General features: G+C 58.8%; 27 protein-coding genes and 1 riboswitch. Of the genes, 20 read left to right on the top strand and 7 right to left on the bottom strand.

The features are described from left to right. The first annotated feature begins 135 nt into the window (after window positions 1–135). From dnaJ to H8Z83_RS08210, 4 genes are all read left to right on the top strand, one after another. Window positions 136–1,278 carry a molecular chaperone DnaJ gene (dnaJ, locus tag H8Z83_RS08225; RefSeq protein WP_187014599.1) on the top strand — a complete coding sequence of 381 codons (1,143 nt, stop codon included), beginning with the start codon at window positions 136–138 and terminating at the stop codon, window positions 1,276–1,278. Window positions 1,279–1,286: 8 nt separating this feature from the next. Next, window positions 1,287–2,096 carry a histidinol-phosphatase HisJ family protein gene (locus H8Z83_RS08220; protein WP_187014598.1) on the top strand — a complete coding sequence of 270 codons (810 nt, stop codon included), beginning with the start codon at window positions 1,287–1,289 and terminating at the stop codon, window positions 2,094–2,096. 80 nt (window positions 2,097–2,176) lie between these two features. Continuing rightward, a complete protein-coding gene (gene rpiB, locus H8Z83_RS08215) occupies window positions 2,177–2,617 on the top strand; it encodes a ribose 5-phosphate isomerase B (protein WP_187014597.1) in 441 nt (146 codons plus the stop codon). Between the two features lie 32 nt (window positions 2,618–2,649). Continuing rightward, entirely contained in the window at window positions 2,650–3,711 is a 1,062-nt protein-coding gene (locus tag H8Z83_RS08210) for a putative glycoside hydrolase (protein WP_187014596.1), read from the top strand. A 48-nt stretch (window positions 3,712–3,759) separates the two neighbouring features. Here the strand turns inward: H8Z83_RS08210 and H8Z83_RS08205 are convergent, their stop codons facing one another. After that, entirely contained in the window at window positions 3,760–4,473 is a 714-nt protein-coding gene (locus tag H8Z83_RS08205; RefSeq protein WP_187014595.1) for an MBL fold metallo-hydrolase, read from the bottom strand. 67 nt (window positions 4,474–4,540) lie between these two features. Here H8Z83_RS08205 and mutY point away from each other — a divergent pair, with 67 nt between their 5' ends. From mutY to H8Z83_RS08170, 7 genes are read left to right on the top strand one after another with little or no spacing between them, the layout of a single operon-like run. After that, complete coding sequence (gene mutY / locus H8Z83_RS08200; protein ID WP_187014594.1) at window positions 4,541–5,620, top strand: A/G-specific adenine glycosylase; 1,080 nt, start codon at window positions 4,541–4,543, stop codon at window positions 5,618–5,620. Window position 5,621: 1 nt separating this feature from the next. Next, window positions 5,622–5,849, top strand: a complete 228-nt coding sequence (locus H8Z83_RS08195; RefSeq protein ID WP_187014593.1) for a hypothetical protein — start codon at window positions 5,622–5,624, stop codon at window positions 5,847–5,849. 35 nt (window positions 5,850–5,884) lie between these two features. Next, entirely contained in the window at window positions 5,885–6,073 is a 189-nt protein-coding gene (locus H8Z83_RS08190; RefSeq protein ID WP_187014592.1) for a hypothetical protein, read from the top strand. 2 nt (window positions 6,074–6,075) lie between these two features. After that, the gene (locus tag H8Z83_RS08185) at window positions 6,076–6,555 is read left to right on the top strand and encodes a PF20097 family protein (protein ID WP_187014591.1); all 480 of its coding nucleotides are present in this window, start codon (window positions 6,076–6,078) and stop codon (window positions 6,553–6,555) included. A 5-nt stretch (window positions 6,556–6,560) separates the two neighbouring features. Next, a complete protein-coding gene (locus H8Z83_RS08180) occupies window positions 6,561–7,154 on the top strand; it encodes a thymidine kinase (protein WP_187014590.1) in 594 nt (197 codons plus the stop codon). Beyond that, entirely contained in the window at window positions 7,154–8,026 is an 873-nt protein-coding gene (locus tag H8Z83_RS08175; RefSeq protein WP_187014589.1) for a radical SAM protein, read from the top strand. The genes H8Z83_RS08180 and H8Z83_RS08175 overlap by 1 nt, the downstream gene beginning before the upstream one ends. Before the next feature lie 40 nt (window positions 8,027–8,066). Then, entirely contained in the window at window positions 8,067–8,606 is a 540-nt protein-coding gene (locus tag H8Z83_RS08170) for a hypothetical protein (RefSeq protein ID WP_187014588.1), read from the top strand. 82 nt (window positions 8,607–8,688) lie between these two features. Here the strand turns inward: H8Z83_RS08170 and mgtE are convergent, their stop codons facing one another. The 4 genes from mgtE to thyA form a co-directional block, all read right to left on the bottom strand. Further along, complete coding sequence (gene mgtE / locus H8Z83_RS08165) at window positions 8,689–10,071, bottom strand: magnesium transporter (protein ID WP_187014587.1); 1,383 nt, start codon at window positions 10,069–10,071, stop codon at window positions 8,689–8,691. Window positions 10,072–10,192: 121 nt separating this feature from the next. Then, window positions 10,193–10,355, bottom strand: a riboswitch (M-box (ykoK) riboswitch). 116 nt (window positions 10,356–10,471) lie between these two features. Further along, entirely contained in the window at window positions 10,472–12,520 is a 2,049-nt protein-coding gene (recG, locus tag H8Z83_RS08160) for an ATP-dependent DNA helicase RecG (RefSeq protein WP_187014586.1), read from the bottom strand. Between the two features lie 114 nt (window positions 12,521–12,634). Beyond that, on the bottom strand, window positions 12,635–13,129 hold the full coding sequence (locus H8Z83_RS08155) for a dihydrofolate reductase (protein WP_187014585.1): 495 nt from the start codon (window positions 13,127–13,129) through the stop codon (window positions 12,635–12,637). A gap of 11 nt (window positions 13,130–13,140) precedes the next feature. Further along, window positions 13,141–13,971, bottom strand: coding sequence for a thymidylate synthase (gene thyA / locus H8Z83_RS08150; RefSeq protein WP_187014584.1), 831 nt, complete (start codon window positions 13,969–13,971; stop codon window positions 13,141–13,143). A gap of 198 nt (window positions 13,972–14,169) precedes the next feature. Between thyA and H8Z83_RS08145 the strand changes: the two genes are divergently transcribed. After that, window positions 14,170–15,018: an AraC family transcriptional regulator gene (locus H8Z83_RS08145; protein WP_187014583.1), complete on the top strand. Its 849-nt coding sequence runs from the start codon at window positions 14,170–14,172 to the stop codon at window positions 15,016–15,018. A gap of 98 nt (window positions 15,019–15,116) precedes the next feature. On the opposite strand, the gene H8Z83_RS08140 is transcribed toward H8Z83_RS08145, so the two are convergent. Both H8Z83_RS08140 and H8Z83_RS08135 read right to left on the bottom strand, forming a co-directional pair. After that, window positions 15,117–16,043 carry a SufB/SufD family protein gene (locus H8Z83_RS08140; protein ID WP_187014582.1) on the bottom strand — a complete coding sequence of 309 codons (927 nt, stop codon included), beginning with the start codon at window positions 16,041–16,043 and terminating at the stop codon, window positions 15,117–15,119. Beyond that, window positions 16,040–16,780 (bottom strand): ABC transporter ATP-binding protein, encoded by a 741-nt coding sequence (locus tag H8Z83_RS08135; RefSeq protein ID WP_187014581.1) that lies wholly within the window; start codon window positions 16,778–16,780, stop codon window positions 16,040–16,042. The genes H8Z83_RS08140 and H8Z83_RS08135 overlap by 4 nt, the downstream gene beginning before the upstream one ends. Window positions 16,781–17,022: 242 nt before the next feature. Here H8Z83_RS08135 and H8Z83_RS20035 point away from each other — a divergent pair, with 242 nt between their 5' ends. The 8 genes from H8Z83_RS20035 to H8Z83_RS08095 all read left to right on the top strand — a co-directional run bounded on the left by H8Z83_RS20035 (window position 17,023) and on the right by H8Z83_RS08095 (window position 22,848). Next, on the top strand, window positions 17,023–17,637 hold the full coding sequence (locus tag H8Z83_RS20035) for a ferritin-like domain-containing protein (protein ID WP_187014580.1): 615 nt from the start codon (window positions 17,023–17,025) through the stop codon (window positions 17,635–17,637). A gap of 113 nt (window positions 17,638–17,750) precedes the next feature. Next, window positions 17,751–18,254: a GreA/GreB family elongation factor gene (locus H8Z83_RS08125; protein WP_187014579.1), complete on the top strand. Its 504-nt coding sequence runs from the start codon at window positions 17,751–17,753 to the stop codon at window positions 18,252–18,254. A gap of 523 nt (window positions 18,255–18,777) precedes the next feature. Further along, a complete protein-coding gene (gene rsmD, locus H8Z83_RS08120; RefSeq protein ID WP_187014578.1) occupies window positions 18,778–19,341 on the top strand; it encodes a 16S rRNA (guanine(966)-N(2))-methyltransferase RsmD in 564 nt (187 codons plus the stop codon). Beyond that, entirely contained in the window at window positions 19,338–19,823 is a 486-nt protein-coding gene (gene coaD / locus H8Z83_RS08115; RefSeq protein WP_187014577.1) for a pantetheine-phosphate adenylyltransferase, read from the top strand. Before rsmD ends, coaD begins: the two co-directional genes overlap by 4 nt. A 12-nt stretch (window positions 19,824–19,835) precedes the next feature. Further along, window positions 19,836–20,363 carry a hypothetical protein gene (locus tag H8Z83_RS08110; RefSeq protein WP_187014576.1) on the top strand — a complete coding sequence of 176 codons (528 nt, stop codon included), beginning with the start codon at window positions 19,836–19,838 and terminating at the stop codon, window positions 20,361–20,363. 468 nt (window positions 20,364–20,831) lie between these two features. Beyond that, on the top strand, window positions 20,832–21,275 hold the full coding sequence (mraZ, locus tag H8Z83_RS08105; RefSeq protein ID WP_187014575.1) for a division/cell wall cluster transcriptional repressor MraZ: 444 nt from the start codon (window positions 20,832–20,834) through the stop codon (window positions 21,273–21,275). A 3-nt stretch (window positions 21,276–21,278) separates the two neighbouring features. Beyond that, a complete protein-coding gene (rsmH, locus tag H8Z83_RS08100; RefSeq protein WP_187014574.1) occupies window positions 21,279–22,226 on the top strand; it encodes a 16S rRNA (cytosine(1402)-N(4))-methyltransferase RsmH in 948 nt (315 codons plus the stop codon). Between the two features lie 61 nt (window positions 22,227–22,287). Further along, complete coding sequence (locus H8Z83_RS08095) at window positions 22,288–22,848, top strand: hypothetical protein (protein WP_187014573.1); 561 nt, start codon at window positions 22,288–22,290, stop codon at window positions 22,846–22,848. Window positions 22,849–22,927: the final 79 nt, after the last annotated feature.

The following is a 22,927-nucleotide window of genomic DNA, read 5'->3' as shown; positions in this document are numbered from 1 at the left end:
GGAACCGATGGGACGGGGATCATTCCCCGCCCCATTGGGGCCGTTTTGGAGCAAACTTAGAGATGAGAAATCCGGAACGGGGAAGCCGGTTCCTGATTCCTGATCCTTAAGTGATTCCTGAGAGGAGCAGCAAGTATGGCAGCAGAAAAACGTGATTATTACGAGGTCCTGGGCGTTGACAAGAGCGCATCCGAGGACGAGATCAAGCGCGCATATAAGAAGATGGCCCGGAAGTATCATCCGGACCTGAATCCTGACAATAAAGAGGCGGAGGAGAAGTTCAAGGAGGTCAACGAGGCCTATGAGGTTCTCTCTGACTCTGATAAAAAAGCCCGTTATGACCAGTTCGGCTTTGCGGGTGTGGACCCTAACTACGGAGCGGGGGCCGGCGGCGGTGCTTACGGTGCCGGCGGCTTCGACTTTGGCGATCTGGGGGATATTTTCGGCAGCTTCTTTGGCGGTGGCTTCGGCTCCGCTCAGCGCCGGAACCCCAATGCGCCCCAGCGGGGCGAGAGCATCCGCCTGAGTGTGACCATCAGCTTTGAGGAGGCGGCCTTCGGCTGCGAGAAAGAGGTCAGCGTGGACCGCTATGAGACCTGCGCGGTCTGTCACGGCTCCGGCTGTGCCGACGGCACCTCTCCTGAGGTCTGCCCGGACTGCCACGGCTCCGGTCAGGTGCAGGTGCGGCGGCAGACGCCCATGGGTGTGTTCGCCACCACCTCTCCCTGCGGCCGATGCGGCGGCAAGGGCCGCATCATCAAGACCCCCTGTACCGCTTGCCGGGGCAGCGGCTTAGAGCGCAAGCGCCGCACCATTCAGGCTAAGATCCCTGCAGGTATCGACAACGGCCAGACCATCTCCATCCGGGGTCAGGGTCACGCCGGAAAGAACGGCGGCCCGTCCGGCGATCTGCTCATCACCATTACCGTCCGGCCCCACGAGCTGTTCCGCCGGGAGGGTACCTCCGTCCTCTGTGAGGCGCCCATTACCTTTGCACAGGCAGTTCTGGGCGCGGAGCTGGAGATCCCCACCATTGACGGCAAGGTGAAGTATGACCTGCCGGAGGGCACTCAGTCCGGCACTACCTTCCGGTTGAAGGGCAAGGGTATTCCTGAGCTCAACGGCCGGGGCCGGGGTGACCAGTATGTGACTGTTTATATCGAAACGCCCCGGAACCTGAACCGGGAGCAGAAGGAAGCTTTGAAGAAGTTCGCGGAATCCGTAGGTGATAACAACTACGAGGAACGGAAGAAGTTCTTCAAGAAGTTTAAGAAGTGAGGCAAGGTATGTATCTGGCAGATTACCATACCCATACGCAATTTTCTCCCGACGCCCATGATCCCATGACGGTGATGGCTCAGGCCGCACTGGATGCCGGGATGGACGAGATCTGCTTTACGGATCATGTGGAGCCCCTGACCTGGGGGTCCAATGAACTGCGCCCGCCCTATGACTGGTCGGCGCTGACGGAGGATTTCGCCAACGTTCAGGCCGCGCTGGGGGACCGCATCCATCTGCGGCTGGGCATGGAGATGGGCGACGCGCAGAAGGCCCCGGCCCACATGAAAAAGCTGTTGGAGGACGCGCCGCAGTTTGATTTCATCATCGGCTCGGTGCACCTGCTGTCGGAGCGCTTCGGAAGCGATGACCTGTATCTCTACTCGCCCAAGAATCAGGCGGAGGCTCAGACCGCATTGGGAGATTATCTGGAAGAGGTTTTAGCGCTGGCAAAGCTGGGCGGCTTTACGGTTCTGGGCCATTTGACTCTGCCCCTGCGGTATTTCAATGAGATGCGGGGGCTTCATACCAGCTTTGATCCCTATGAGGCTGAGATCCGGGAAATTTTGAAAACTCTGATCGAAAACGGGCGAGGCATCGAGCTGAACGTCAACCGGGGCAATACGCCCTTGCCGGACGCCAAGTGGCTGCGGATCTACCGGGAACTGGGCGGTGAGCTCATCACCCTGGGCACCGACGCCCACAGCCCGGAGCATGTGGGCCGCTTCATCCGGGAGCGGCAGACTTTGCTGAAAGAGTGCGGCTTTACCCGGTTCTGCACCTTTGAAAAGCAGATGCCTGTCTGGCACGCACTGTAATAAAGAATTGATTTTTGTCGGAGGGCGGTGTATACTGACCCTGCATCATCCGAAAAAACGATTATTTGGAGGAAATGACTATGAAAATCGCATTGGGCTGTGACCACGGCGGCTATGAGCTGAAGCAATTTATCATGAAGACCTTGGAAAAGCTGGGCTATGAGTATGAGGATTTCGGCTGCTACTCTCTGGAGAGCTGCGATTATCCCGATTTCGGCGCTGCCGCTGCCCGTGCTGTGGCTGAGGGCAAGTGCGACCGCGGTATCGTGATCTGCACCACCGGCATCGGCATTTCCATCGCCGCCAACAAGATCAAGGGTATCCGCTGCGCCCACTGTGCCGACTGCCTGGAGGCAGAGATGACCCGCCGCCACAATGATGCCAACATGATGGCCATCGGCGCGGGCTTTACCGGCAAGAACATGGCAGAGCGCATGGTGGAGGTGTTCCTGACCACCGAGTTTGAGGGCGGCCGCCATGAGCGCCGGGTCAACAAGATGATGGCCCTGGAACAGGAATAACAGACCGAAAAGCAGAAACGGGGTGAGGCGGCATGGCATCAGGCACCAGAGGATACAGCAGCTATCGCGGGAGAGGCCGGAAGGGAAAAATTTTCCTGGCCATCCTGCTGATCTGCATTATTCTGGGTTCCGTGGGCTTTATCATGGCCCGGGAGCACATGCGCTATGACGCCGACGGCAATCTCCACTTTGACCTGCCTTGGGACAAAGGGACTTCCGACCCTGTCGAAGCCCCCGGAGACCCGGATGTGGTGATCCGGGAACCAGAGCAGACCACTGTCAAAACACCGGTCCGGGGGACGCTGCTGGCGGCAAAGCCGCTGACAATGGAAGATCAGGAGACCGCTGAGACGCCGCTTTCCGAAGCCGCCGTAACGGCGGTGACGCTGAAGGACAGCGCCGGCCGGGTGTATTTTGACAGCAGCGCTGCCGTGACCGGCGCAGTCAGCGTGAAACCGGACACCGGGGAGGCGCTGAATGACCTGACGGCCCGGACAGACGTGACCGCTGCGGCCCGGATCGCCTGCTTCCACGATCCCAAGGCCGCCAACGCCGACGTGGAGGGCATGGGCCTGAAAAACACCGGCGGTTATATCTTCTATGACGGCAACAACAGCCAGTGGCTGGACCCCGGCCATGAAAAGGCCCGGACGTATCTGCTGAATATCATCCGGGAAGCTGCGGAGCAGGGGTTCCGAGAGATCATTTTGACGGATGTCAGCTATCCCACCGCAGGCAAGCTGGACAAGATCGACTTTTCCAACGCCATGACCGCCGGGAACACGGCAGAGGCGGGACGGCAGGCACAGATCGAGGGCTTCCTCCGGGAGGTGCGGGATGCACTGCCGAAGAATGTGATCCTTTCACTGGAGCTGCCTGCGGAGACCGTTCTCGCCGGGACGAACAGTGACGCCGGGCAGGAACTCGGCGCCTTGGCGCCGCTGGTGGACCGCATCTATGCGGAGACCACCGAGGCGGAGGCCCCTGCATTGGAGACTGCTGTCAAGGCGGCGTCCGCTGCCTGCGGCTTTGTGCCGGAGTTGACGGAGCAGCCTGCCGAAGGTACGGAAAACTGGCTGCTGATCCAGAAGTAAATGAGCAAAAGGAACCCGCATTGTGAAAACAATGCGGGTTCCTTTTGCTTACAGCTCGCCGAGAAATTCCCCGTCCCGGTGGATTTTTACGGTGACGGGGGCAAACTGAGGGTACGCGGACAAAAATTCGTCGGTAAAGGCGAAGTCCTCCCACTGGTGCATGGGCAGAAACCGGCGGACCTCCATCAGATTCAAAAAATAGTTAGGCCCCAGATAGCCGTCCGTTTTCAGCCGGGAGTCTAACGGCAGCATGGCCAAATCGACGCGGCGGCCCCGGAGAGGTTCTGTGTACCGCTTGAAATTGGCCTCCATATTGCGGTTCCAAGCCAAGTCCTCTTCCGCCCAGTGCCACCAGTTCAGGTCTCCGGCGTGGAAAATGGACTGTCCGTTGACCGTCACCATCCACGCCACGCCCTCGTCGGTGGAGGGGAAGGTCTCCACGGTGACGCCGGGGAGAGGGGTAAAGGTGTCATGCTTGCCGCAGCGGCGGCATTTGGCGGCGGTCTCCGGTGAAAGCTGCCACTTTGTCAAATTGTGGGGCGTCAGGTGAAAGTCGCTGCCTAACAGGAATTGAATGTCCGCCTTGCAGTCCGCCAGTGCGAACACCGCCGGATTGAAATGGTCCTCGTGGCGGTGGCTGACGAACACCAGCAGCGGCTTGTCCGGCAGGGGCGGGAGAACGCCCTTCCACCAGTCGAACAGCAGGCAGACCTGATCCAGTTCGATGAAAAAACCGTCGTGGGCCAAAAATGTGACACGCATGTAAATTTTCTCCTTGATTCGCAAAAAGGGGGTGGGAAGCCGTCTCACCTTGTGGTAAGATTATAACATGAAACAAACAGATTCGACAACTGAAAATCTATTGCGGACGCTGCCGGAGCCGCTGTTGGGCTGGTACCGGGAAAACGCCCGGGACCTGCCCTGGCGGCACACGGAGGACCCTTACCGTATCTGGGTGTCGGAGATCATGCTCCAGCAGACCCGCGTGGCGGCGGTCTTAGGCTATTATGCCCGTTTTTTGGCGGTGTTCCCCACAGTGGAGGCGCTGGCGGAGACAGACGAGGAGCTGCTCATGAAGCTGTGGGAGGGCCTTGGCTATTACAGCCGGGCCAGAAACCTGCAAAAGGCGGCACGGGAGATCACGGCGCTGGGCGGCTTTCCGGACACCTATGACGGCCTGCTGGCCCTGCCGGGGATCGGAGACTATACCGCCTCCGCCATTGCCGCCGCAGCCTTCGGACGGCGGGAACCGGCGGTGGACGGCAACGTGCTCCGGGTCATGACCCGGCTGACGGACTGCCACGATGACATTTCTGATCCGAAAACCAAGCGGGCTGTCCGGGCGGCGCTGGCGGAGGTCATGCCGGAGGAACCGGCGGACATCCGCATTTTCAATCAGGCCATGATGGAGCTGGGGGCCACAGTCTGTGGGCCCAATACCGCTCCCCGGTGCGATGACTGCCCCGTAAGCGGCCTGTGTCTGGGCCGACAGCGGGGAACAGCAGAGACCCTGCCGGTGAAAAAGACGAAAAAGGAGCGGCGGGTGGAGGAAAAAACCGTGCTCCTGCTGAAACGAGACGGAAAGATCGCCCTGCGGAAGCGGCCTAAAACCGGCCTGCTGGCGGGACTTTGGGAGTTTCCCAATGTGGAGGGCACTCTGGATGAAACAGCCGCCGGTGCGGCGGTGGAGGCCATGGGCCTGTCGGTGATCGACTGGCAGAGCCGCCTGACGGCCAAGCACATCTTCACCCATGTGGAGTGGCATATGACCGGCTACGCGCTGACCGTCCGGGGCGACGGCCCTGCGGAACTGGAATGGGTGGATGCGGCAGGCCTTGCGGCGCGCTCTGTGCCGTCGGCGTTTGCCCGGTATTATGAAGAAGCAAAGCGTGAATTGGAGATGAAGTAAAATGGGATTCTTGCTGGGACTGCCTTTGAAGCTGTTGGCGCTGGTCTTTGGCCTGCTCCGGGTGCTGATCCCTGTCTTGCTGCTGATTTTGGTCGTTCGTTGGCTGTGGCGGAAATACGGCGGCCACAGGCGCTCGGAATCAGCAAAAAAAGACGAACCCCACTTCAAGGGACCGGTGTATACCGTGGATTACAAGGAAGTCAAGGACGATGACAGGCACAAGGAATGATCCTGCTTACCGCCCTGATGTTATAAGGAGAAATCATGCTGAAGGTTTTTAATGTCATCGGCGTTATTGTGCTGCTTTTGCTGCTGCGGAAGCTGATTTGGTGTCTGCGATGGCTGTGGTGCTGGAAACATGACCGGGAGACCCCACCGCCCATCGGCTGGCTGCCCAGCCGGGACGGGGGCCGGTTTGACGCTCATGTGCAAAAGTTTGACGGGGAGGACTGACAATGGCTTTCTGGAAAAAGAGCGAGGACCCTTGGGACATCGACCCCGACGAGCGCAGGCTGGCTTCGGAACCGGCGGAAAAAGCCCCCGGTCTGTTGGATACCCTCCGGGGGGATTGGGACGCTATGCAGGTGGAATGGCAGGAGAAACGGGAAAAGTTGCGGCTGCCGCCGGAGAAGTGCCCCTGGTGCGGCGAGGACATGGAGCAGGGCTTCCTTATGAGCGGCAGGGGTGTTTTCTGGTACCGGGGCATCCCCACCGGAAAGGCGCGGTGGCTCAGTCCCGGAGGTGGAAATATCATGCGGGTGGACACAGAAGGCTTTTTGACTACCTACCACACGGCCTGGTACTGCCCGGACTGTAAAAAGATGACCATTGACGCAGCTGACCTGCAAACGGAGGCGGAGAGAAACCAGACGGCATTCCCCGTGGGAGCGGAGGAGACAGCATCGCAGAGCGATGAAGCAAAAGAGGGAGAATAAAAAAGATGGCACAGCTTTATTTCAAATACGGAGCCATGGGCTCCAGCAAAACGGCCAACGCTTTGATGGCCCGGTTCAACTATGAGGAGCGGGGCCAAAAGACCCTGCTGGTGAAGCCCCGGATGGACCAGCGGGACGGAGACCACATGGTCCATTCCCGTATCGGTCTGGAATACCCCTGCGTCTACTTCGACGAAATGCGGGCGCTGTCCGAGGACGAGTTGAAAGAAAACGCCTGCATCATCGTGGACGAGGCCCAATTCCTCTCCAAGGAGGAAGTGGACTATCTGGTGCATGTGGTGGACGATCTGGGGGTCCCCGTGATCTGCTACGGACTGCGGGCGGACTTCAAGGGAGAGCTGTTCCCCGGCAGCTACGAGCTGCTGGTGATGGCCGACAAGCTGGAGGAGGTCAAGACCATCTGCTGGTGCGGCAAAAAGGCTATGTTCAACGCCCGGTTCGACGAAAACGGCAAGGTTTTGAAGGAGGGCGCTCAGGTGGTCTTGGGGGCCAATGACAAATACATCGGCCTGTGCCGCCGCCACTGGCGGGCCGGGGATCTGGGCCCGGACTTCAACGGAAAGGGTACGGGAGACTGATGATCTGTAATCTCTGCCCCCGCCGCTGCGGTGTGGAGCGAACGCCGGACAAGGCGGGGGGCGTGTGCGCCATGCCCGCGTGGCCAGTGGCGGCACGGGCCATGCTGCACCAGTGGGAGGAGCCGTGTCTCGTGGGGGAACATGGCGCGGGCGCCGTGTTTTTCTCTGGGTGCAATCTCCGGTGCAAATTTTGTCAGAACGGCGTGATCTCTCAGGAAGGCTACGGCAAGCCCATCACCCCCCGGCGGCTCCGGGAGATTTTTGAGGAACTGGTGGAGCAGGGCGCGGCCTGCTTGGATTTAGTGACGCCCAGTCACTTCACGGACGCGGTGCTGGAGGCCTTGGGCGAGGAGCGCTGGCCGGTGCCGGTGGTTTGGAACTGCGGCGGGTATGAATCCGTGGAGACCCTGAAACGCTTGGAGAACCGGGTACAGGTGTACCTGCCGGACCTGAAATATGCCCTGACGGAGCCGGCCAAAGCGTATTCCGGTGCAGCGGATTACCCAGAGACGGCGAAAGCGGCCATTTTAGAGATGTTCCGCCAGACCGGGCCGTACAGAATGGAAAACGGCCAGCTGAGAAGCGGCGTTCTCATCCGGCATCTGGTGCTGCCGGGAGAATTGGAAAACACGAAGGCCGTCATCGACTGGGTGGCGGAGACCTTCCGCCCCGGCGAAGTGCTGTTTTCCCTCATGAGCCAGTACACGCCCCAGCCGGGGGCCGAGGGCAAGCTGGCCCGGAGGGTGACAAAGGCGGAATACCGGGCGGCGGAACGGTACATGGCAGATTGCGGCATTGCCGACGGCTTCACTCAGGAGCGCACCTCCGCCAAGGAGGAGTATACCCCGGATTTCCATTTGCAGGGGATTTGAGAAGATAGGACGGACGGACCAAAATTTAGGGGGCCATAATATGAAAGTAAAAAAGCTGATCATTGTCCTTGCGCCACTAGGGATTCTGTTCGTTGTAATATGTGCGGTAGTATCTTTGACAAGACCATATTTTCCACCAAGACCAAAGAATACAACTCTGGAATTTTGGATATGTGACGATGTGTCATCCGTTGACTGGAACGGACATGATGAAATAACCGGCTGGATGGGTGCGCGGGAGTTTTTGGGAAAAGATTACCACATGAGCACGCAGGGGGGGAAACCCAATGTGCGGGTGTCCTATCTTCTGACCGCTTGGCCGGACTATGCCGATGATGGACAATATGTTACAACAATAGAAATAACCGACCCGGCTGTATTTGTATATGGACTAACAGTAGAATCGGAGCCTACAGAATTTGAGCGGGTGATGATGTCTATGGGATATAAAGTCGAATTGGCAGATAATAGCATTCAAAGAGCCGTTAGGGATGGGTTTACCTTTTCCATTTGTCGTGGCGATACTCCGAAGCTTGTTATTTCCGCAGAGGTAAGTAACCGCGAAGAGATTTGCTTTTGACTGAAAACGTCCAGCTTGCTGGATTCCACATAAAGAGCGCCCCTGTATGACGCAGCCATACAGGGGCGTTTTTATACACTTTTCAGATACCCAGCAGGAAAGAGGCGAAGCGGAAGTAGATCAGCAGGGAGAGGGCATCCACGATGGTGGTGATGAAGGGAGAGGCCATCACCGCCGGGTCAAAGCCGATCTTTTTAGCCAGCAGCGGCAGCATACAGCCTACGATCTTGGCGGCGAACACGGTGCACACCAGCGTCAGGCAGATGACGGCGGCTACGGTGACGGTAATGGGATTGTGGAATACCATCCGGTCCAGCAGCATCAGCTTGGCGAAGTTGGCGCCGGCCAGAACGGTGCCGCACAGCAGCGCCACCCGGCACTCCTTCCAGACCACCTGGATCAGGTCGGAAAATTCGATCTCGCCCAGAGACAGGCCGCGGATCACTGTGACGCTGGCCTGAGAGCCGCAGTTGCCGCCGGTGTCCATCAGCATGGGGATATAGGCGGTGAGGATGGTGAAGGCGCTGAGGGCGTCCTCAAAGCTGGAGATGATCTGGCCGGTAAAGGTGGCGGAGACCATCAATAGCAGCAGCCACGGAATACGGGATTTGAAGGTGTCAAAGGCACTGGTGCGGAGGTAGGGCTTGTCCGTCGGCAGCATAGCCGCCATCTTTTCCATATCCTCCGTGGTCTCTTCCTGCAAAACGTCAATGGCGTCATCGACGGTGACAATACCCACCAGGCGGTTTTCCGTGTCCACCACGGGGAGGGCCAGAAAGTCATACTTGCCTAAAGCGCGGGCGGTCTCCTCCTGGTCATCCAGGGTCTGGACGCAGATGTAGTTCCGCTCCATGATGTCCCCGATGATGTCATCCTCCTCCGCCAGCAGCAGAGTACGGATGGAGAGGACGCCGATGAGGTGCCGCCAGTCATCAATGACGTAGCAGACGTTGATGGTCTCCTTGTCCGGTCCGGTCCGGCGGATGCGCTTCAGGGCGTCCTCCACCGTCATGGTCTCCTTCAGATCCACAAATTCCGTGGTCATAATGGAGCCGGTGGAATCCTCCGGATATTTCAGAATTTCGTTGATGCTTTTGCGCATATCCGGGTCGGAGTGCTTCAGAATCCGCTTGACCACGTTGGCGGGCATTTCCTCCACGATGTCAACGGTATCGTCCAGATACAGCTCGTCCAGCACTTCCTTCAGCTCCGTGTTGGAAAAGCCGCGGATCAGCAGCTCCTGCTGGTCACTTTCCAGCTCTACGAACACCTCTGCCGCCTGCTCCTTAGGCAGCAGACGGAACAGCAGGGGCAGGGTCTTTTCATCGTCCAGATCGTCCGCCAGAATAGCGATGTCCGCAGGCTCCAGCGGCAATAGGAGGTCCCGCAGTTCTGTATATCGTTTTCGGTTCACCAGATCCTCAATTTTTTCGACCAGTTCCCCACGGCTTTCCATTTCAAACATAGCGTGACCTCCTTTCCGGGCCTTCCGCCCGGTATTTCTGCATGGCGCGGAGTAAAATAAAAGACCTCGCCGCGTCCCATTCCGGTGCGGTGAAGTCCTGCTTCCAGGAGCGTCTCAGAGGACAGCATCCCTACCGTTCAAGCTTTAGCTTCACAGGGCGGTGAAATCGCGTTAGATGATACCTTGTTGTTCGATATCGCCTGTTCAAACCCTCTCATGATGTCTCCATCACTCTGCGGCAGCGATCCATATCCCTGTGGTAGCCTTACCTACCGGAACTCTATGCGGTTGTCATTTGATAACACATTTATAGTATGCCAAAAAACAGGCGCTGTCAACCCGGACGGACGAAAAAATTTCACAGAACCAGGAGAGCGGCCATCTGGCCGGTCTCCCGGATTCAGTTCAGACTGTTTTCGCTCTGCTGAAACAGCTTTCGTACCCGTTCCGCCGTGGCGGGGTGGTGTGTCAGCGCCGGGTCCTCTGCCAGCAGCCCGTCGGCGGCGGACTGAGCCTCCGCCAGCAGCCGGGTGTCGCAGCCGAGATCTGCCACCCGCAATCCCGGCAGACCATGCTGCCGGAGACCGAAGAAGTCACCGGGGCCCCGGAGCCGGAGGTCCTCCTCGGCGATCTTGAAGCCGTCGGCGGTTTTCGTCATGGCCTTCAGCCGCTGGCGGGTCTCGTCATTTTTATTGTCGGACACCAGTACACAGTAGGACTGGTGCTGCCCCCGGCCCACCCGTCCCCGAAGCTGATGGAGCTGGCTGAGGCCGAAGCGCTCCGCGTTCTCCACCACCATCAGATTGGCGTTGGGCACGTCCACACCCACCTCGATCACGGTGGTGGACACCAGAATGTCTGTTTCCCCGGCGGCGAAGGCGGACATGACGGCATCCTTCTCCCTGGCCTTCATCTTGCCGTGGACGAAAGCCACCTTCAAGTCGGGGAAAATCTCCGTTTGCAGCTTTTGGGCGTATTCCGTCACGGCCTTCCGCTCGTCGGGCAGCTCGTCATTCTCGCTGACCATGGGGCAGACGATGTACACCTGCCGCCCGGCCTCCACCTGCTTGCGGATAAAGGCGTACAGCCGGGGGTGATAGGCGGAGGTAACGGCATAGGTTTCAATAGGCTTCCGTCCCGGTGGAAGCTGGTCGATGACGGACACATCCAGATCGCCGTACAGAATCAGGGCCAGCGTCCGGGGGATGGGCGTGGCGGACATGACTAAGGTGTGGGGGTGCTCTCCCTTTTCTGCCAGCGCCGTCCGCTGGGCCACGCCAAAGCGGTGCTGTTCATCCGTCACCACCAACCCCAGGTCAGCGTAGGCCACGCTGCCGGAGATCAGGGCGTGGGTGCCGATGGCGAAGTCGATCTCGCCGGTGGCCAACTGGGCGGTGACGGAGCGTTTCGTTTTGACGGTGGTGGAGCCGGTGAGCAGGGCGCAGCGGATATTCAGCCGTTCCAGCAGCGGGGCAAGGCCCCGGTAGTGCTGCTCTGCCAGCAGCTCCGTGGGGGCCATCAACGCCGCCTGACGGCCGTTTTTGATGCAGAAATACACGCAGGCGGCGGCCACCATCGTTTTGCCGGAGCCGACATCCCCCTGACAGAGACGGTTCATGGGCTTGCCGCTTTGCATATCGGCAATGGCTTCCTCTACACAGCGGCGCTGGGCGTCGGTGAGGGTAAAGGGGAGGGCGTTGTAAAACGGGGCCATATCCACCGGCTGAAACGGTTCCACGGAGACGGTCTCCCGCCGGGAGCGCAGCAGCTTCAATCCAATGGCGAAGAAAAATAGCTCCTCGAAAGCCAGCCGCCTCCGGGCAATGTCCAGCGCCTCCGGGGCCTCCGGGAAGTGGATGTTCTCGTAGGCATAATTCACCCGGCACAGCTGATGCGCCTGACGGACGCCGTCCGGCAGGCAGTCCGGCAGAATATCGGCGCAGCTGTCCAAACCCTGCCGGATGGCCCGGGACAACAGCAGCTGGCTGATCCCGGCGGTGAGGGGATAGATGGGCACGATGCGGCCGGTGTGCTCCCGCCGTCCCTCTGGCTCTACAATGGGACTTGCCATACTTTTCCGCAGGAGGCTTCCCTCCGCCCTGCCGTAAAAGGTGTAGGTCTCGCCTACCCGCAGTTGATTTTTCAGCCAGGACTGGTTGAAAAAGGTCACATCCAACGCGCCGGTGTCGTCCACGGCCCGGACCTTCACCAGATCCATGCCCTTGCGGATGTGGGACAGCTTTGGCTCCGAGGCGATCATGGCGGAGACGCAGGCCGGTTCGCCGGGGATGAGCTGGCTGATGGGCTTTATTTCCCGGCGGTCCTCATAGCGCCGGGGGAACCAGTTGATGAGGTCGCCCAGCGTGGCGATGCCCAGCTTGCCCAGAGATTTTGCCTTGGCCTCGCCAATGCCCTTGATGTACCGCACATTGGTGTTCAGATCCGCCATGCGCCCGCCTCCTTTCCGCAGTTTTCATAAGGCTATTATAAACGGCGGCGGCGGTTTTGAAAAGAGGGCAGAGAAAAGAACAGGGCTCCGCCGAGAAAACGGCGGAGCCTTGGCTTACAACAGCGCGGTATTCACATAGTCCACAAAGCGGTAGGTCAGGTCATTTTCCGTGACGGCCTCGCCGATCCGCTCAATTTTCCAATTAGGGAGGGCGTCCAGATCGGGGAAAAAGGTGTCGGCATCCGATACGGTGCTGTCCACCCGGGTGACGGAGGCCCGCCGGCAGCGGCCCAGCAGCGCGGCGTAAATGCTGCCGCCACCGATGAGCCAGACGTTTTCTTCATCTCCGGCCAGCGCCAGCGCATCCTCCGGCGTGGAGACAGTCTCGCAGCCCTCCCGGTGAAAGTCCGGGGACCGGGTGATAACGATATTCCGCCGCTTGGGCAACGGTCTGCCGCCGGGGAAGGAATCCAGGGTCTTGCGGCCCATGATGACGGTGCCGCCGGTAGTCAGCGTGCGGAAGTGCTTCATGTCCCCCGGCAAGGAGAACAGCAGATCACCGCTCCGGCCAATGGCCCACTGTTTATCTGTGACAACGATGGCGTTCATGGCACGGCTCCTTAAATGGCAATGGGGATTTTGTCCTCGAAGGGGGCGGGGGTGTAGCCCTCCATCGTAAAGCTGTTCCGGGTGAAGGCATAGAAATCCATTACGGAGGGGTCTATGGCGAACTTCGGTGCGGGGGCGGGGGTCTGGGTCAGCATTTTCTCCACGATGGGCACATGGCGGTCGTAAATATGGGCGTCGGCGATGACGTGGACCAACTCGCCGGGCACAAGGCCGCTGACCTGAGCCATCATGTACACCAGCACGGCGTACTGCACCACGTTCCAGTTGTTGGCGGCCAGCATATCCTGGCTCCGCTGGTTCAAAATGGCGTTGAGCACGTTGCCGGAGACGTTGAAGGTCATGGAATAAGCGCAGGGGTACAGGTGCATCTCAGAGAGGTCGGCAAAGTTGTAGATATTGGTCAAGATCCGGCGGCTGGCGGGGTTATGCTTCAAATCGTAGAGCACCCGGTCCACCTGGTCCATGTCTCCCTCGGGATAGTGGTGCTTGACGGCCAGCTGATAGCCGTAAGCCTTGCCGATGGAGCCGGTTTCATCCGCCCACTGGTCCCAGATCCGGGCGTTGAGGTCATGGACGTTGTTGGACTTTTTCTGCCAGATCCACAGCAGCTCGTCCACAGCTGTTTTCCAGTAGGTCCGGCGGAGGGTCAGAATAGGAAACTCCTTTTGCAGATCGTAGCGGTTGACGATGCCGAATTTTTTGATGGTGTGGGCGGGCGTGCCGTCCTCCCAGTGGGGACGGACGTTCTGATCGGTGTCCCAGACGCCGTGGTCCAGGATCTCCTGAATGTTTTGCATAAAGACCTGATCGGCGTAGCTCATGACACATTCCTCCCCAATTCTCATTAACTCTACACAGTATAGCAAAGAATGAAGGGGAAAACAAGATGCTCCCACAGAGAATGTTGTATAGAAAAAATCGGAAAATCAATCACAGCTTTCCTGCTGAAATAACGTCTATTCCTTGAAAAACAGCAAAAAGTGCTGTAAAATAGGATCATAAACGAAAGAGGTGATAGTATGCTGGATCGCAGCGAGGTGGGCAAGCGGGGGTATCTGGACCGGGACTTCCGCCTGGTGCATCTGAAGGATTCTCTGGCCCAGAAAATCGACTACCATTACCATGAATTTGATAAGCTGGTGATCTTCCTCGGCGGAAAGGTGACCTACGTGGTGGAGGGCGTCACCTATTTCCTCAAACCGTGGGACATCGTGCTGATCCAGCATAACCTGATCCACCGGCCCATCATCCACGCCGAGGAACCTTACGAGCGGGCGGTGCTGTGGCTGGGGCGGGACTGGATCGCCCAGCGCAGCGATCCCGGCGAGCCGCTGGACGCCTGTCTGGACAAGAGCCGGGAGCAGGGGTTCCACCTTCTGCGGACCGGGGAGGAGGGGCGTCTTGGCTACGCCCGGTCCATCCAGCAGTTAGAGGAGGCCCTGCGGTCCGAGGAGTTTGGCGCCCACCGCATGGCGGACACCTTGTGCCAACAGATTTTGATTCAGGTAAACCGGGACTTCCTCCGGGCCAATACCGCTCCGGCAGAGACGGACAGCTACCATCTGGACCCCAAAATGGAGGAGATCCTCCACTATATCGCCGCCAATCTGGAGGGAGACCTCTCCGTGGACGCGCTGGCGGCCCGTTTTTACATGAGCCGGTACTACCTAATGCACCGGTTCAAGGAGATCACCGGCTACACCGTCCACCAGTACACCGTGCAGAAACGGCTGCTGCGGGCAGGAGAGCTGATCCGGGAGGGCGTTCCGGTGATGAAGGCGGCAGAACAGGCGGGCTTTCCGGAGTATTCCACCTTCCTCCGGGCCTTTCAGAACACCTTCCATACCAGCCCGAAGAATTTTCGATAAGCGCGCCGTCTGTCTGCGTATACCGAAAGAGGATAATTGCCAACAAAATCAACGCCCCGCCATCCGGCGGGGCGTTGATCGTATATTGAATCGGAAGTTTAGGCCAGGAAGCCCTTCAGGATGCACTCCTCAGCTTCCTCGGGGGACAGACCCAGGGTCTCCAGCTTCAAAAGCTGGTCCCCGGCGATCTTGCCGATGGCGGCTTCGTGGATCAGCTGAGCCTCCGTGCTGTTGGCAACGATGGCGGGAATGGACTCAATGTGGGCATCATCCATGATGATGGAGTCACACTGCACATGGCCGAAGCAAGCGGCGTTGCCCACCATCTTGGGATAGAACACCTGACGGGAGGTGCCCTTGGCCACGGACCGGGAAATCACCCGGCCACGGGCACCGTCCCCATCCAGAGAGATCTCCATGTCGCTTTCTGCCACCTGATCACCGTGGGTCATGAGCCGCTCGGTGACCACGGCCTCAGCATCCTTGCCGCAGACGATCTTAGTCTCACGCTTGGTGGAGTCGATGCCCCGGATCTGGACGGTCTCCATCTGGATGGTGGCGCCCTCTTCCAGATAGACAACGGTCTGGGGGTTCATGATGCGGCCACCGGTGCCGTCGCCGTCACCGTAGTGCTTTTCCGTGTATTTCACATGGGAGTGCTTACCTACATAGAAGGTGTGGATACCGTCATGACGGCTGTCCTCTCCGCCGCAGTTGTGGATGCCGCAGCCGGCCACGATGTCCACATCGCAGTTTTCACCGATGTAGAAGTCATTATAAACCAACTCCTGAATACCGGGCTTGGTGATGATGACGGGAATGTGGCACTGTTCGCCCTTGGTCCCATCCTTGATGCGGATGTCAATGCCGGATTTGCCGTCGGTCTTGCCGGTGATCTGGATGTTCTCCGTGGACTGCCGGCCGTCGCAGCCGGTGTCCTTGCGAATGTTGAAGGCGCCTACCGGCTTGCCGATCAGGTCCGCGATTTTTTCCAGCAGCTCCCGATCTACCTGAGATTCCATCATAAGGCGTGTACCTCCTTGTTCAGTACCGGGCAGCCGCCCAGCGTGTCGGTCAGGATCCGGGGCAGGATCTCCTTCGGAGTGCCACGGTGGCGGAGGGTGCCGTCACCCACCACGATGACTTCATCCGCCAAGGAAATAATACGCTCCTGATGGGAAATGATGATCATGGTGGCGCTGCCCTGACTGTGGATCTGCTCGAAGGTCTCCGTCAGCCGGGCGAAGGACCACAGGTCGATGCCTGCCTCCGGCTCGTCGAAGATCATCAGGTCGGCGTTCCGGGCCAGAATGGAGGCGATCTCAATGCGCTTGACCTCGCCGCCAGAAAGGGACACATCCACTTCTCGGTCCAGATAGTCATTGGCGCAGAGACCCACCTTGGTGAGGTACTGGCAGCACTTGTCCTTGGAAAGCTTTTCGTCGCCGGAGGCGATGGTCAGCAGGTCGCGGACAGTGATGCCCTTGAAGCGGGGGGGCTGCTGGAAGCCGTAGCTGATGCCCAGCTTGGCCCGCTCCGTAATGGTCATGTGGGTGACGTCCTGTCCGTTCCAGAGAATCTGCCCCTCAGTGGGTGTCACCAGACCCATGATGATCTTGGCCAGCGTGGTCTTGCCGCCGCCGTTGGGACCGGTAAAGACCACCAGCTTGTGATCGTCCACGGTCAGGGAAATGTCCTTCAGGATGCCCAGAGTCTCATCGGCTTCCCGAACGGAATAGCTGATATGTTTTAATTCCAGCATGGAAGGTCCTCCTTTATGGGGAAAGGAAAAATTTCCTGTCTTTCTCATGTAGTATACCAAAAATACGGGGAAATATTGGTTGCAAAAGCAACAGAAAACGGTCGGAAGCGGCCGAAATCCGCATACTGTTATACCCTAACATATTTTACCCTACCTGTCAAAGGGTAAGGGGGGATTTTTCAGTAAAACCGGCACTTTTTTTCCGGGTCCGCATAGACTGGAGGGAAAAGGAGGGGGAGCCCATGGAACGAAATCTCCACGAGCCGGAGATCTACGATTTCCGGCAGCATGACCGGCTCTGGCAGCGGGTGGGCCCCGGGCTGGAGCCCTATCCGGAAACCACGGCGGAAGCAATGCCGCGAAGGGAGGAACTGCCGCCGGCGCAAGAGAGCCAGCTTCCCGGCGCGGAGCCGAACCCCTGCTGCATGGGCAGCGAGGCAATGGAGCTTCTGACGGTGCTGGAGGGATACATCGAGGAGGAACTGGAGGACCGGCGGCGCTATCTGGCGCTGTCCCGGCAGGCACCCTCGTGGGCGAGGCAGACCTTGCGGGACATGGCGGAGGAGGAGAACGGCCACGCCCGGCGGCTCATGGCGGCCCGGTATCTCATCACCGGCCAGCCCTACCGGCCCAATCTGGTGTGCGGCGTGTTCTGCCCGGGCCGTTGGGCGGAGGAACTGCGGCGAAGCTACCATGAGGAGGCGTGCAGCGGCCTGAACTATGCCCGGACGGCAGACGGCACCACGGATGTCTGCCTTGTCAAGCTACTCAATGAACTGAGCGAGGACGAATACCGCCATGCGGAGCGGCTCATGGCACTGCTGGAGCGGAGCCTTGGGCGGCAGGGCAACTGTTGAACAGGAATGGGAAAGCGCCCCGGAGCCGGGAAAACGGCTCCGGGGCATTGCTTTTGCCCGGCGGCTTGTGCTATACTATCCCATTAGAATTGATCAGGATCGGAGGACCTTGTATGTATGATGAATTGACGGCGGTGGACATTCAGAAAATGCAGGAGGAGATCAACTACCGGGTCCGGGAACTGCGTCCCCAGCTCATTGAGGAGGTCCAGACCGCCCGCGCCTTCGGGGATCTCAGCGAGAATTATGAATATAAATGCGCCAAGCAGGCGAAAAACCGCAATGACAGCCGCATCCGCTATCTGGAACGGATGATCCGCACCGCCAAGGTCATCGAGGTGAAGGAAACGGCAGATGCCGTGGGATTGTTCGACACCGTGACGGTCTATAACGAGATGATGAAGAAGGAAATGATAGTCCGCATTGTCACCACCCTGCGGCAGGACGCCTTAAAGGGACTCATCAGCAAGGAATCCCCTGTGGGACAGGCCCTCATGGGCCGCCGGACCGGGGAGCGGGTGGAGGTCGCCGTCAGTCCGGAGATGAAATATACTCTGGAGATCCGAAAGATCGAAAAGGGTTCGGATGACGAGAGCCTGGACATCAGCAGCTACTGAGCCGAGTCCGGGCCGACAGGATGCCGGATCGGAGGATTTCCGGCGGTTTTGCGGAAAAGCTATTGAAATACCGGCTTTCTTGCCGTAAAATAAGGAGAAAGATAGAATCAGAGACTGTCAATAAAGTGGTAAATTCTCCGGGACGGTAAGGTAGGGCAGCCGTTAGCGGCTCCGCCGCTTTACGGATGCCGCATACCCCTTGCGGGTGAAGGGTGTGCGCGGGACTGCGCCCGCAGGCGTGTTTCGGAGCGCAACCGCCGCAAGGCGGCTCTTAGCGCGGAGATAACCCAAGAAGGGATACACCGTCGGCTCAAGCCAATCAGCGGATACTGCATATCCGCTGATTGGGAGCCTTCCTCGAAACAGGCTCGCTTGATCCGCCACCGGCGGCGCTTCGCCTGTTTCCCTGTGCCATTAAAATCCTAAGTTTTCAGAACTTTTATAAAGTTCTGAAAACTTGCTCAGCGGGGAGAAAAGACTTTTTTGACACGCTGAGTTAGAATCTGATGAGGAGGATCTCACCATGCGCGTCATCACCGGCTCCGCCAGGGGCCGCCGTCTGAAGGAATTAGAGGGGATGGAGACACGGCCCACCACCGACCGGGTGAAGGAAGGGCTGTTCAACGTTCTGCAATTTGATATTGAGGGCCGTAAGGTCCTGGACCTGTTTGCCGGCACCGGCCAGCTGGGCATCGAGTGCCTCAGCCGGGGCGCGGCTTCCGCTGTGTTTGTGGACCGGCGACCGGATGCGGCAGCTTTGACCCGCGAAAACCTGAAGCTCTGCGATCTGACGGACCGGAGCCGGGTCGTGGCCGGGGATTCCATGGAATTTCTCAAGGCTGCCCGGGAAAAATATGACCTGATCTTTCTGGACCCGCCCTATGAGACGGAACTGCTGGAGACGGCCATCGCCCATATTGCCCGCCATGACCTGCTGAACGTTCACGGCATGATGATCGCGGAGCATCCGGTGGACAAGGCCCTGCCGGCCCTGTCCGCACCCTACCGCATGGGCCGGACCTACCGGTACGGCAAGATCGCCGTCACCATCTATCACCGGGACGGAGACGAGGGGGCGCAGGTATGAGGATCGCAGTCTGTTCCGGCAGCTTTGACCCCATCACGCTGGGACACATGGATATTATTCGCCGCACGGCGGCCTGCTTCGATCAGGTGTATGTCTGCGTCAGCCCCAATGCAGAAAAGCGGGGCCAGATGTTCACCCCGGAGCAAAAGCTGAAGCTGGTGGAGGCGGCGGTTTTAGAGCTGCCCAACGTAACGGCGGAGCTGTACGGTGGCCTGCTGGCCGATTTCGCCGCGGAGCGGAAGGCTACCGCCATTGTCCGGGGCATCCGGACCCAGAGCGATTTCGACACGGAATATCAGCAGGCCATGGTGAACCGGGGCCTGCATCCGGGGCTGGAAACGCTGCTGCTGCCTGCGGACCCGGCGTACATCTATTTGAGCTCCACCGTGGCAAGGGAAATGATCCATTATCATCAGCCCCTTGATAAGTACCTGCCCAAGGCGATCCTGCCCCTGATCCGGGACTGGACGGAACAACGATAAGGAGAATGCGTTATGGCTGAAAACGATGTAAACCGTTTAATTGATATGCTGTATGAACGGGTCGAGGACGCCAAGTCCCCCGCCCTGAAGCCCAACCTCAGCATGGTGGACCGGGACGAGGTGCTGGATCTGCTGGACGAGCTGCGGAACCAGCTTCCTGTGGAGCTGAAACGGGCTCAGGAACTGCTGGCCGCCCGGGAAAAATTTGTGGACGAGGCCAAGCGGGACGTGGAGCGGATGATGCGTCAGGCGGATCTGGAGGCCAAGAGCAAGATCTCTGACAGCGAGGTGCTCTATGCCGCCAAGGAGAAGGCCCGGAAGATCATCGCCGACGCGGAGGATCGCTCCCGCCAGCTCTGTCAGGTGGCAAATGAGTACGCAGAGGACGCTCTGGCCCGGACGGAGGAGGCTGTACAGGCCGCACTGACCGAGGTGAAGCAGTCCCGGTCCGCATTCCGGGCCGCTTCCGCCGCCAAGCTTCAGGAACAGCGGGAAAAGCTGGAGGCAGAAAGAAAGACTGCGGAAGAGACAGGAAATTGACGTGCTGTCCGCCGCAATGCAAGCGGACGAAACACATAGGAACAAGTATAGTCGGTGTGGAAAAGATGGTTGACCATAACGGAGACTGTCTGCCGTAAAAAAGGGGTTTTGCGGGAAAATTCGTTAAAAATGACGAAAAAGAACCTGCAACTTTTTCAAAAACTCTATATTTAGCGCAACTTGCGTTCTGAAAAAGAATGACAACACAAGATATTGTGTTGTCATTCTTTTTGATTTTACGTAAACCAATCGGCGACGATGGAACAATTGTTTGAAAACGGTGAATTATTCCTGACTTTTGGCAAAAAGTGGCCTGTTTTCAAGGGTTTGCGTCGGAAAAAAATACTTGCAATCCCCCTTGAAATCGCTTATACTCAGGGTGTGTGGTGGGGAAAAGTGGGGAAGATGTGGATAACAGTGCCACATTGGACCACGAAAACCCAAAAAGTAGGGAAGGAGGGCACCGCTATGGCCAGACTCATGGGCAAGTCCAATAACACCATTGACTCCAAGGGCCGGCTGGTGATTCCCTCCAATATGCGGGAGGCACTGGGAGACCGGTTTTACATCACCATCGGCGCCCAGCACTGCCTGACCATTTATCCCGAGGCCAAGTGGAACCAGATGTCCGAGGATATGGACGAGCTGCCCTACACCGAGGCCCGGGCGCTGACGCTGCTGTATGCCAACGCTGTGGAGTGCGAGCCTGACGGTCAGGGCCGCGTTCTGATCCCCGCCGCTTTGCGGAATTACGCAAACCTGAAAAAAACCGCCACAATCGTTGGCATGAACGCCTTTGCCGAGATCTGGGATTCCGCCACCTGGACGGAGCGGGAACGCCAGATGCTGGAAGAGGACGATATGGCCGCCGCCATGGACGCCTTGGCGCGGGCCCGTCGGAATCGGAGCTGAGCTATGGAATTTACCCACAAGCCCGTTTTGCTGGCCGAGTGCATCGAAGCGCTGCATATCCGGCCGGAGGGAATTTATGTAGACGGCACACTGGGCCGTGCGGGGCACTCAAGAGAGATCGCCCAAAGGCTCACCACCGGCCGGCTGGTGTGCATTGACCGGGACCAGGCCGCTATCGACGCGGCCCAGGAGCGGCTGGCCCCTTGGATGGACCGGGTGACGCTGGTCCACAGCAATTTCGACCGGGTCAGCGAGATCTTGGCGGAGCTGGATATTCCCGGCGTGGACGGTATGTTATTTGATCTGGGAGTATCCTCTCCTCAGCTGGATGACGCGTCCCGTGGATTTTCCTATATGCATGACGCACCGCTGGACATGCGGATGGACGCCACCGCCCCTCTCACCGCTTATGATGTGGTAAACACCTGGAGCTACGAGGAGCTGCGCCGCATTTTGTTTGAGTACGGCGAGGAGCGCTACGCCCCCGCCATTGCGAAAAGAATCGTACAGGCCCGGGAGACCGCGCCGGTCCAGACTACATTGGAACTGGCGGAGCTGATCCGCTCTGCCATGCCTGCCGCCGCGCTCCGGGAGAAACAGCACCCGGCCAAGCGGAGCTTTCAGGCCATCCGCATTGCCGTCAACGGCGAGCTGGACGCCCTGCCGCCCATGCTCAGCGGAGCCATCGACCACCTGAACCCCGGCGGCCGGCTGGCCGTCATCACCTTCCATTCTCTGGAGGACCGCATTGTGAAGCGGGCCTTTCAGGATGCCGCCAAGGGTTGCACCTGCCCGCCGGAATTTCCGGTGTGCGTGTGCGGGAAAAAGCCCAGAGTGCGGCTGGTGACCCGGAAGCCCATCGTTTCGGGAGCGGCGGAGCTGGAAGAAAACAGCCGGGCCCGCAGCGCCAAGCTGCGGGTGGTAGAAAAATGTGACCCATTTGATATTTGACTTTTAAAAAGGGACAAGCCCTTTATTGTGTGTTGATTTTGTGGAAGGGAGGGACTCTGCAATGGCGTCAGCGGCCAGAGAATACCGTTATGCGCATCGGGAATTCAGCACAAACGGGAGTCTGGCCCGGGATCTGGACTGGGCGGTCCGGGAACGGGAATTGGAACATGCCGGCGAGGTCCCTCGCCACGAGCGGACACAGGCGGCTCCGAAGGTTTATCATAAGGAACAGGTTTTGGTGCGGGAGCGTCAGGCGATCCCCGTGCTATCTGTGTTGGGGGTAACGGCTGTGGCCGTGGCCGCGGTGATGCTGCTGCTGAGCTATGTGCAGCTGACCACCTTGGCCGCCGACACCGTGGCTCTGAAAAGCGAACTGACGGTCTTGCAGGCGGAAAATGTCAGCCTGACGGCCCAGCACGAGCAGATGTTTGATATGGCCACCGTCAAGGAGGTGGCGGCTGCTGCCGGAATGGCCAAGCCCACCAGCAGCCAGATCACCTATCTGGATCTGGACAGCGAGGACAGCGCCGTGGTCTACCGGACGGAGACCCCCAGCGTTTTCAGCCGGATCTTAAGCTCCTTGCATCATGGAGTCTACGCCGTGGTGGAATATTTCGACTGAACCTGAAATAAGTATGTTGTGACACAGCGGGGAGTGAGAAGCCGGCGTCTTCTTACTCCCCTTCTTTGCTGAATTGCCC

The sequence above is a fragment of the Dysosmobacter segnis genome (assembly GCF_014297285.1).
Taxonomy (GTDB): domain Bacteria; phylum Bacillota; class Clostridia; order Oscillospirales; family Oscillospiraceae; genus Oscillibacter; species Oscillibacter segnis.
Note: the sequence above shows the minus strand (reverse complement) of the source record. Positions and strands in the feature narration are given on the sequence as shown.

What these genes read in the sequence shown, in the direction of transcription:
- thyA (WP_187014584.1), bottom strand. Translation starts at nt 13,971, where the DNA reads ATGAGCTACGCCGATCAGGTCTTTATGCAAAACATTCAGGAGATCCTG.
- H8Z83_RS08170 (WP_187014588.1), top strand. Translation starts at nt 8,067, where the DNA reads ATGAAAGTAAAAAAGCTGATCATTGTCCTTGCGCCACTAGGGATTCTG.
- H8Z83_RS08140 (WP_187014582.1), bottom strand. Translation starts at nt 16,043, where the DNA reads ATGATGGAATCTCAGGTAGATCGGGAGCTGCTGGAAAAAATCGCGGAC.
- H8Z83_RS08125 (WP_187014579.1), top strand. Translation starts at nt 17,751, where the DNA reads ATGTATGATGAATTGACGGCGGTGGACATTCAGAAAATGCAGGAGGAG.
- mraZ (WP_187014575.1), top strand. Translation starts at nt 20,832, where the DNA reads ATGGCCAGACTCATGGGCAAGTCCAATAACACCATTGACTCCAAGGGC.
- H8Z83_RS20035 (WP_187014580.1), top strand. Translation starts at nt 17,023, where the DNA reads ATGGAACGAAATCTCCACGAGCCGGAGATCTACGATTTCCGGCAGCAT.
- H8Z83_RS08145 (WP_187014583.1), top strand. Translation starts at nt 14,170, where the DNA reads ATGCTGGATCGCAGCGAGGTGGGCAAGCGGGGGTATCTGGACCGGGAC.
- H8Z83_RS08180 (WP_187014590.1), top strand. Translation starts at nt 6,561, where the DNA reads ATGGCACAGCTTTATTTCAAATACGGAGCCATGGGCTCCAGCAAAACG.
- H8Z83_RS08155 (WP_187014585.1), bottom strand. Translation starts at nt 13,129, where the DNA reads ATGAACGCCATCGTTGTCACAGATAAACAGTGGGCCATTGGCCGGAGC.
- H8Z83_RS08210 (WP_187014596.1), top strand. Translation starts at nt 2,650, where the DNA reads ATGGCATCAGGCACCAGAGGATACAGCAGCTATCGCGGGAGAGGCCGG.
- rsmH (WP_187014574.1), top strand. Translation starts at nt 21,279, where the DNA reads ATGGAATTTACCCACAAGCCCGTTTTGCTGGCCGAGTGCATCGAAGCG.
- H8Z83_RS08095 (WP_187014573.1), top strand. Translation starts at nt 22,288, where the DNA reads ATGGCGTCAGCGGCCAGAGAATACCGTTATGCGCATCGGGAATTCAGC.
- H8Z83_RS08190 (WP_187014592.1), top strand. Translation starts at nt 5,885, where the DNA reads ATGCTGAAGGTTTTTAATGTCATCGGCGTTATTGTGCTGCTTTTGCTG.
- H8Z83_RS08135 (WP_187014581.1), bottom strand. Translation starts at nt 16,780, where the DNA reads ATGCTGGAATTAAAACATATCAGCTATTCCGTTCGGGAAGCCGATGAG.
- coaD (WP_187014577.1), top strand. Translation starts at nt 19,338, where the DNA reads ATGAGGATCGCAGTCTGTTCCGGCAGCTTTGACCCCATCACGCTGGGA.
- H8Z83_RS08185 (WP_187014591.1), top strand. Translation starts at nt 6,076, where the DNA reads ATGGCTTTCTGGAAAAAGAGCGAGGACCCTTGGGACATCGACCCCGAC.
- H8Z83_RS08205 (WP_187014595.1), bottom strand. Translation starts at nt 4,473, where the DNA reads ATGCGTGTCACATTTTTGGCCCACGACGGTTTTTTCATCGAACTGGAT.
- dnaJ (WP_187014599.1), top strand. Translation starts at nt 136, where the DNA reads ATGGCAGCAGAAAAACGTGATTATTACGAGGTCCTGGGCGTTGACAAG.
- H8Z83_RS08195 (WP_187014593.1), top strand. Translation starts at nt 5,622, where the DNA reads ATGGGATTCTTGCTGGGACTGCCTTTGAAGCTGTTGGCGCTGGTCTTT.
- rsmD (WP_187014578.1), top strand. Translation starts at nt 18,778, where the DNA reads ATGCGCGTCATCACCGGCTCCGCCAGGGGCCGCCGTCTGAAGGAATTA.
- mgtE (WP_187014587.1), bottom strand. Translation starts at nt 10,071, where the DNA reads ATGTTTGAAATGGAAAGCCGTGGGGAACTGGTCGAAAAAATTGAGGAT.
- mutY (WP_187014594.1), top strand. Translation starts at nt 4,541, where the DNA reads ATGAAACAAACAGATTCGACAACTGAAAATCTATTGCGGACGCTGCCG.
- recG (WP_187014586.1), bottom strand. Translation starts at nt 12,520, where the DNA reads ATGGCGGATCTGAACACCAATGTGCGGTACATCAAGGGCATTGGCGAG.
- H8Z83_RS08175 (WP_187014589.1), top strand. Translation starts at nt 7,154, where the DNA reads ATGATCTGTAATCTCTGCCCCCGCCGCTGCGGTGTGGAGCGAACGCCG.
- rpiB (WP_187014597.1), top strand. Translation starts at nt 2,177, where the DNA reads ATGAAAATCGCATTGGGCTGTGACCACGGCGGCTATGAGCTGAAGCAA.
- H8Z83_RS08110 (WP_187014576.1), top strand. Translation starts at nt 19,836, where the DNA reads ATGGCTGAAAACGATGTAAACCGTTTAATTGATATGCTGTATGAACGG.
- H8Z83_RS08220 (WP_187014598.1), top strand. Translation starts at nt 1,287, where the DNA reads ATGTATCTGGCAGATTACCATACCCATACGCAATTTTCTCCCGACGCC.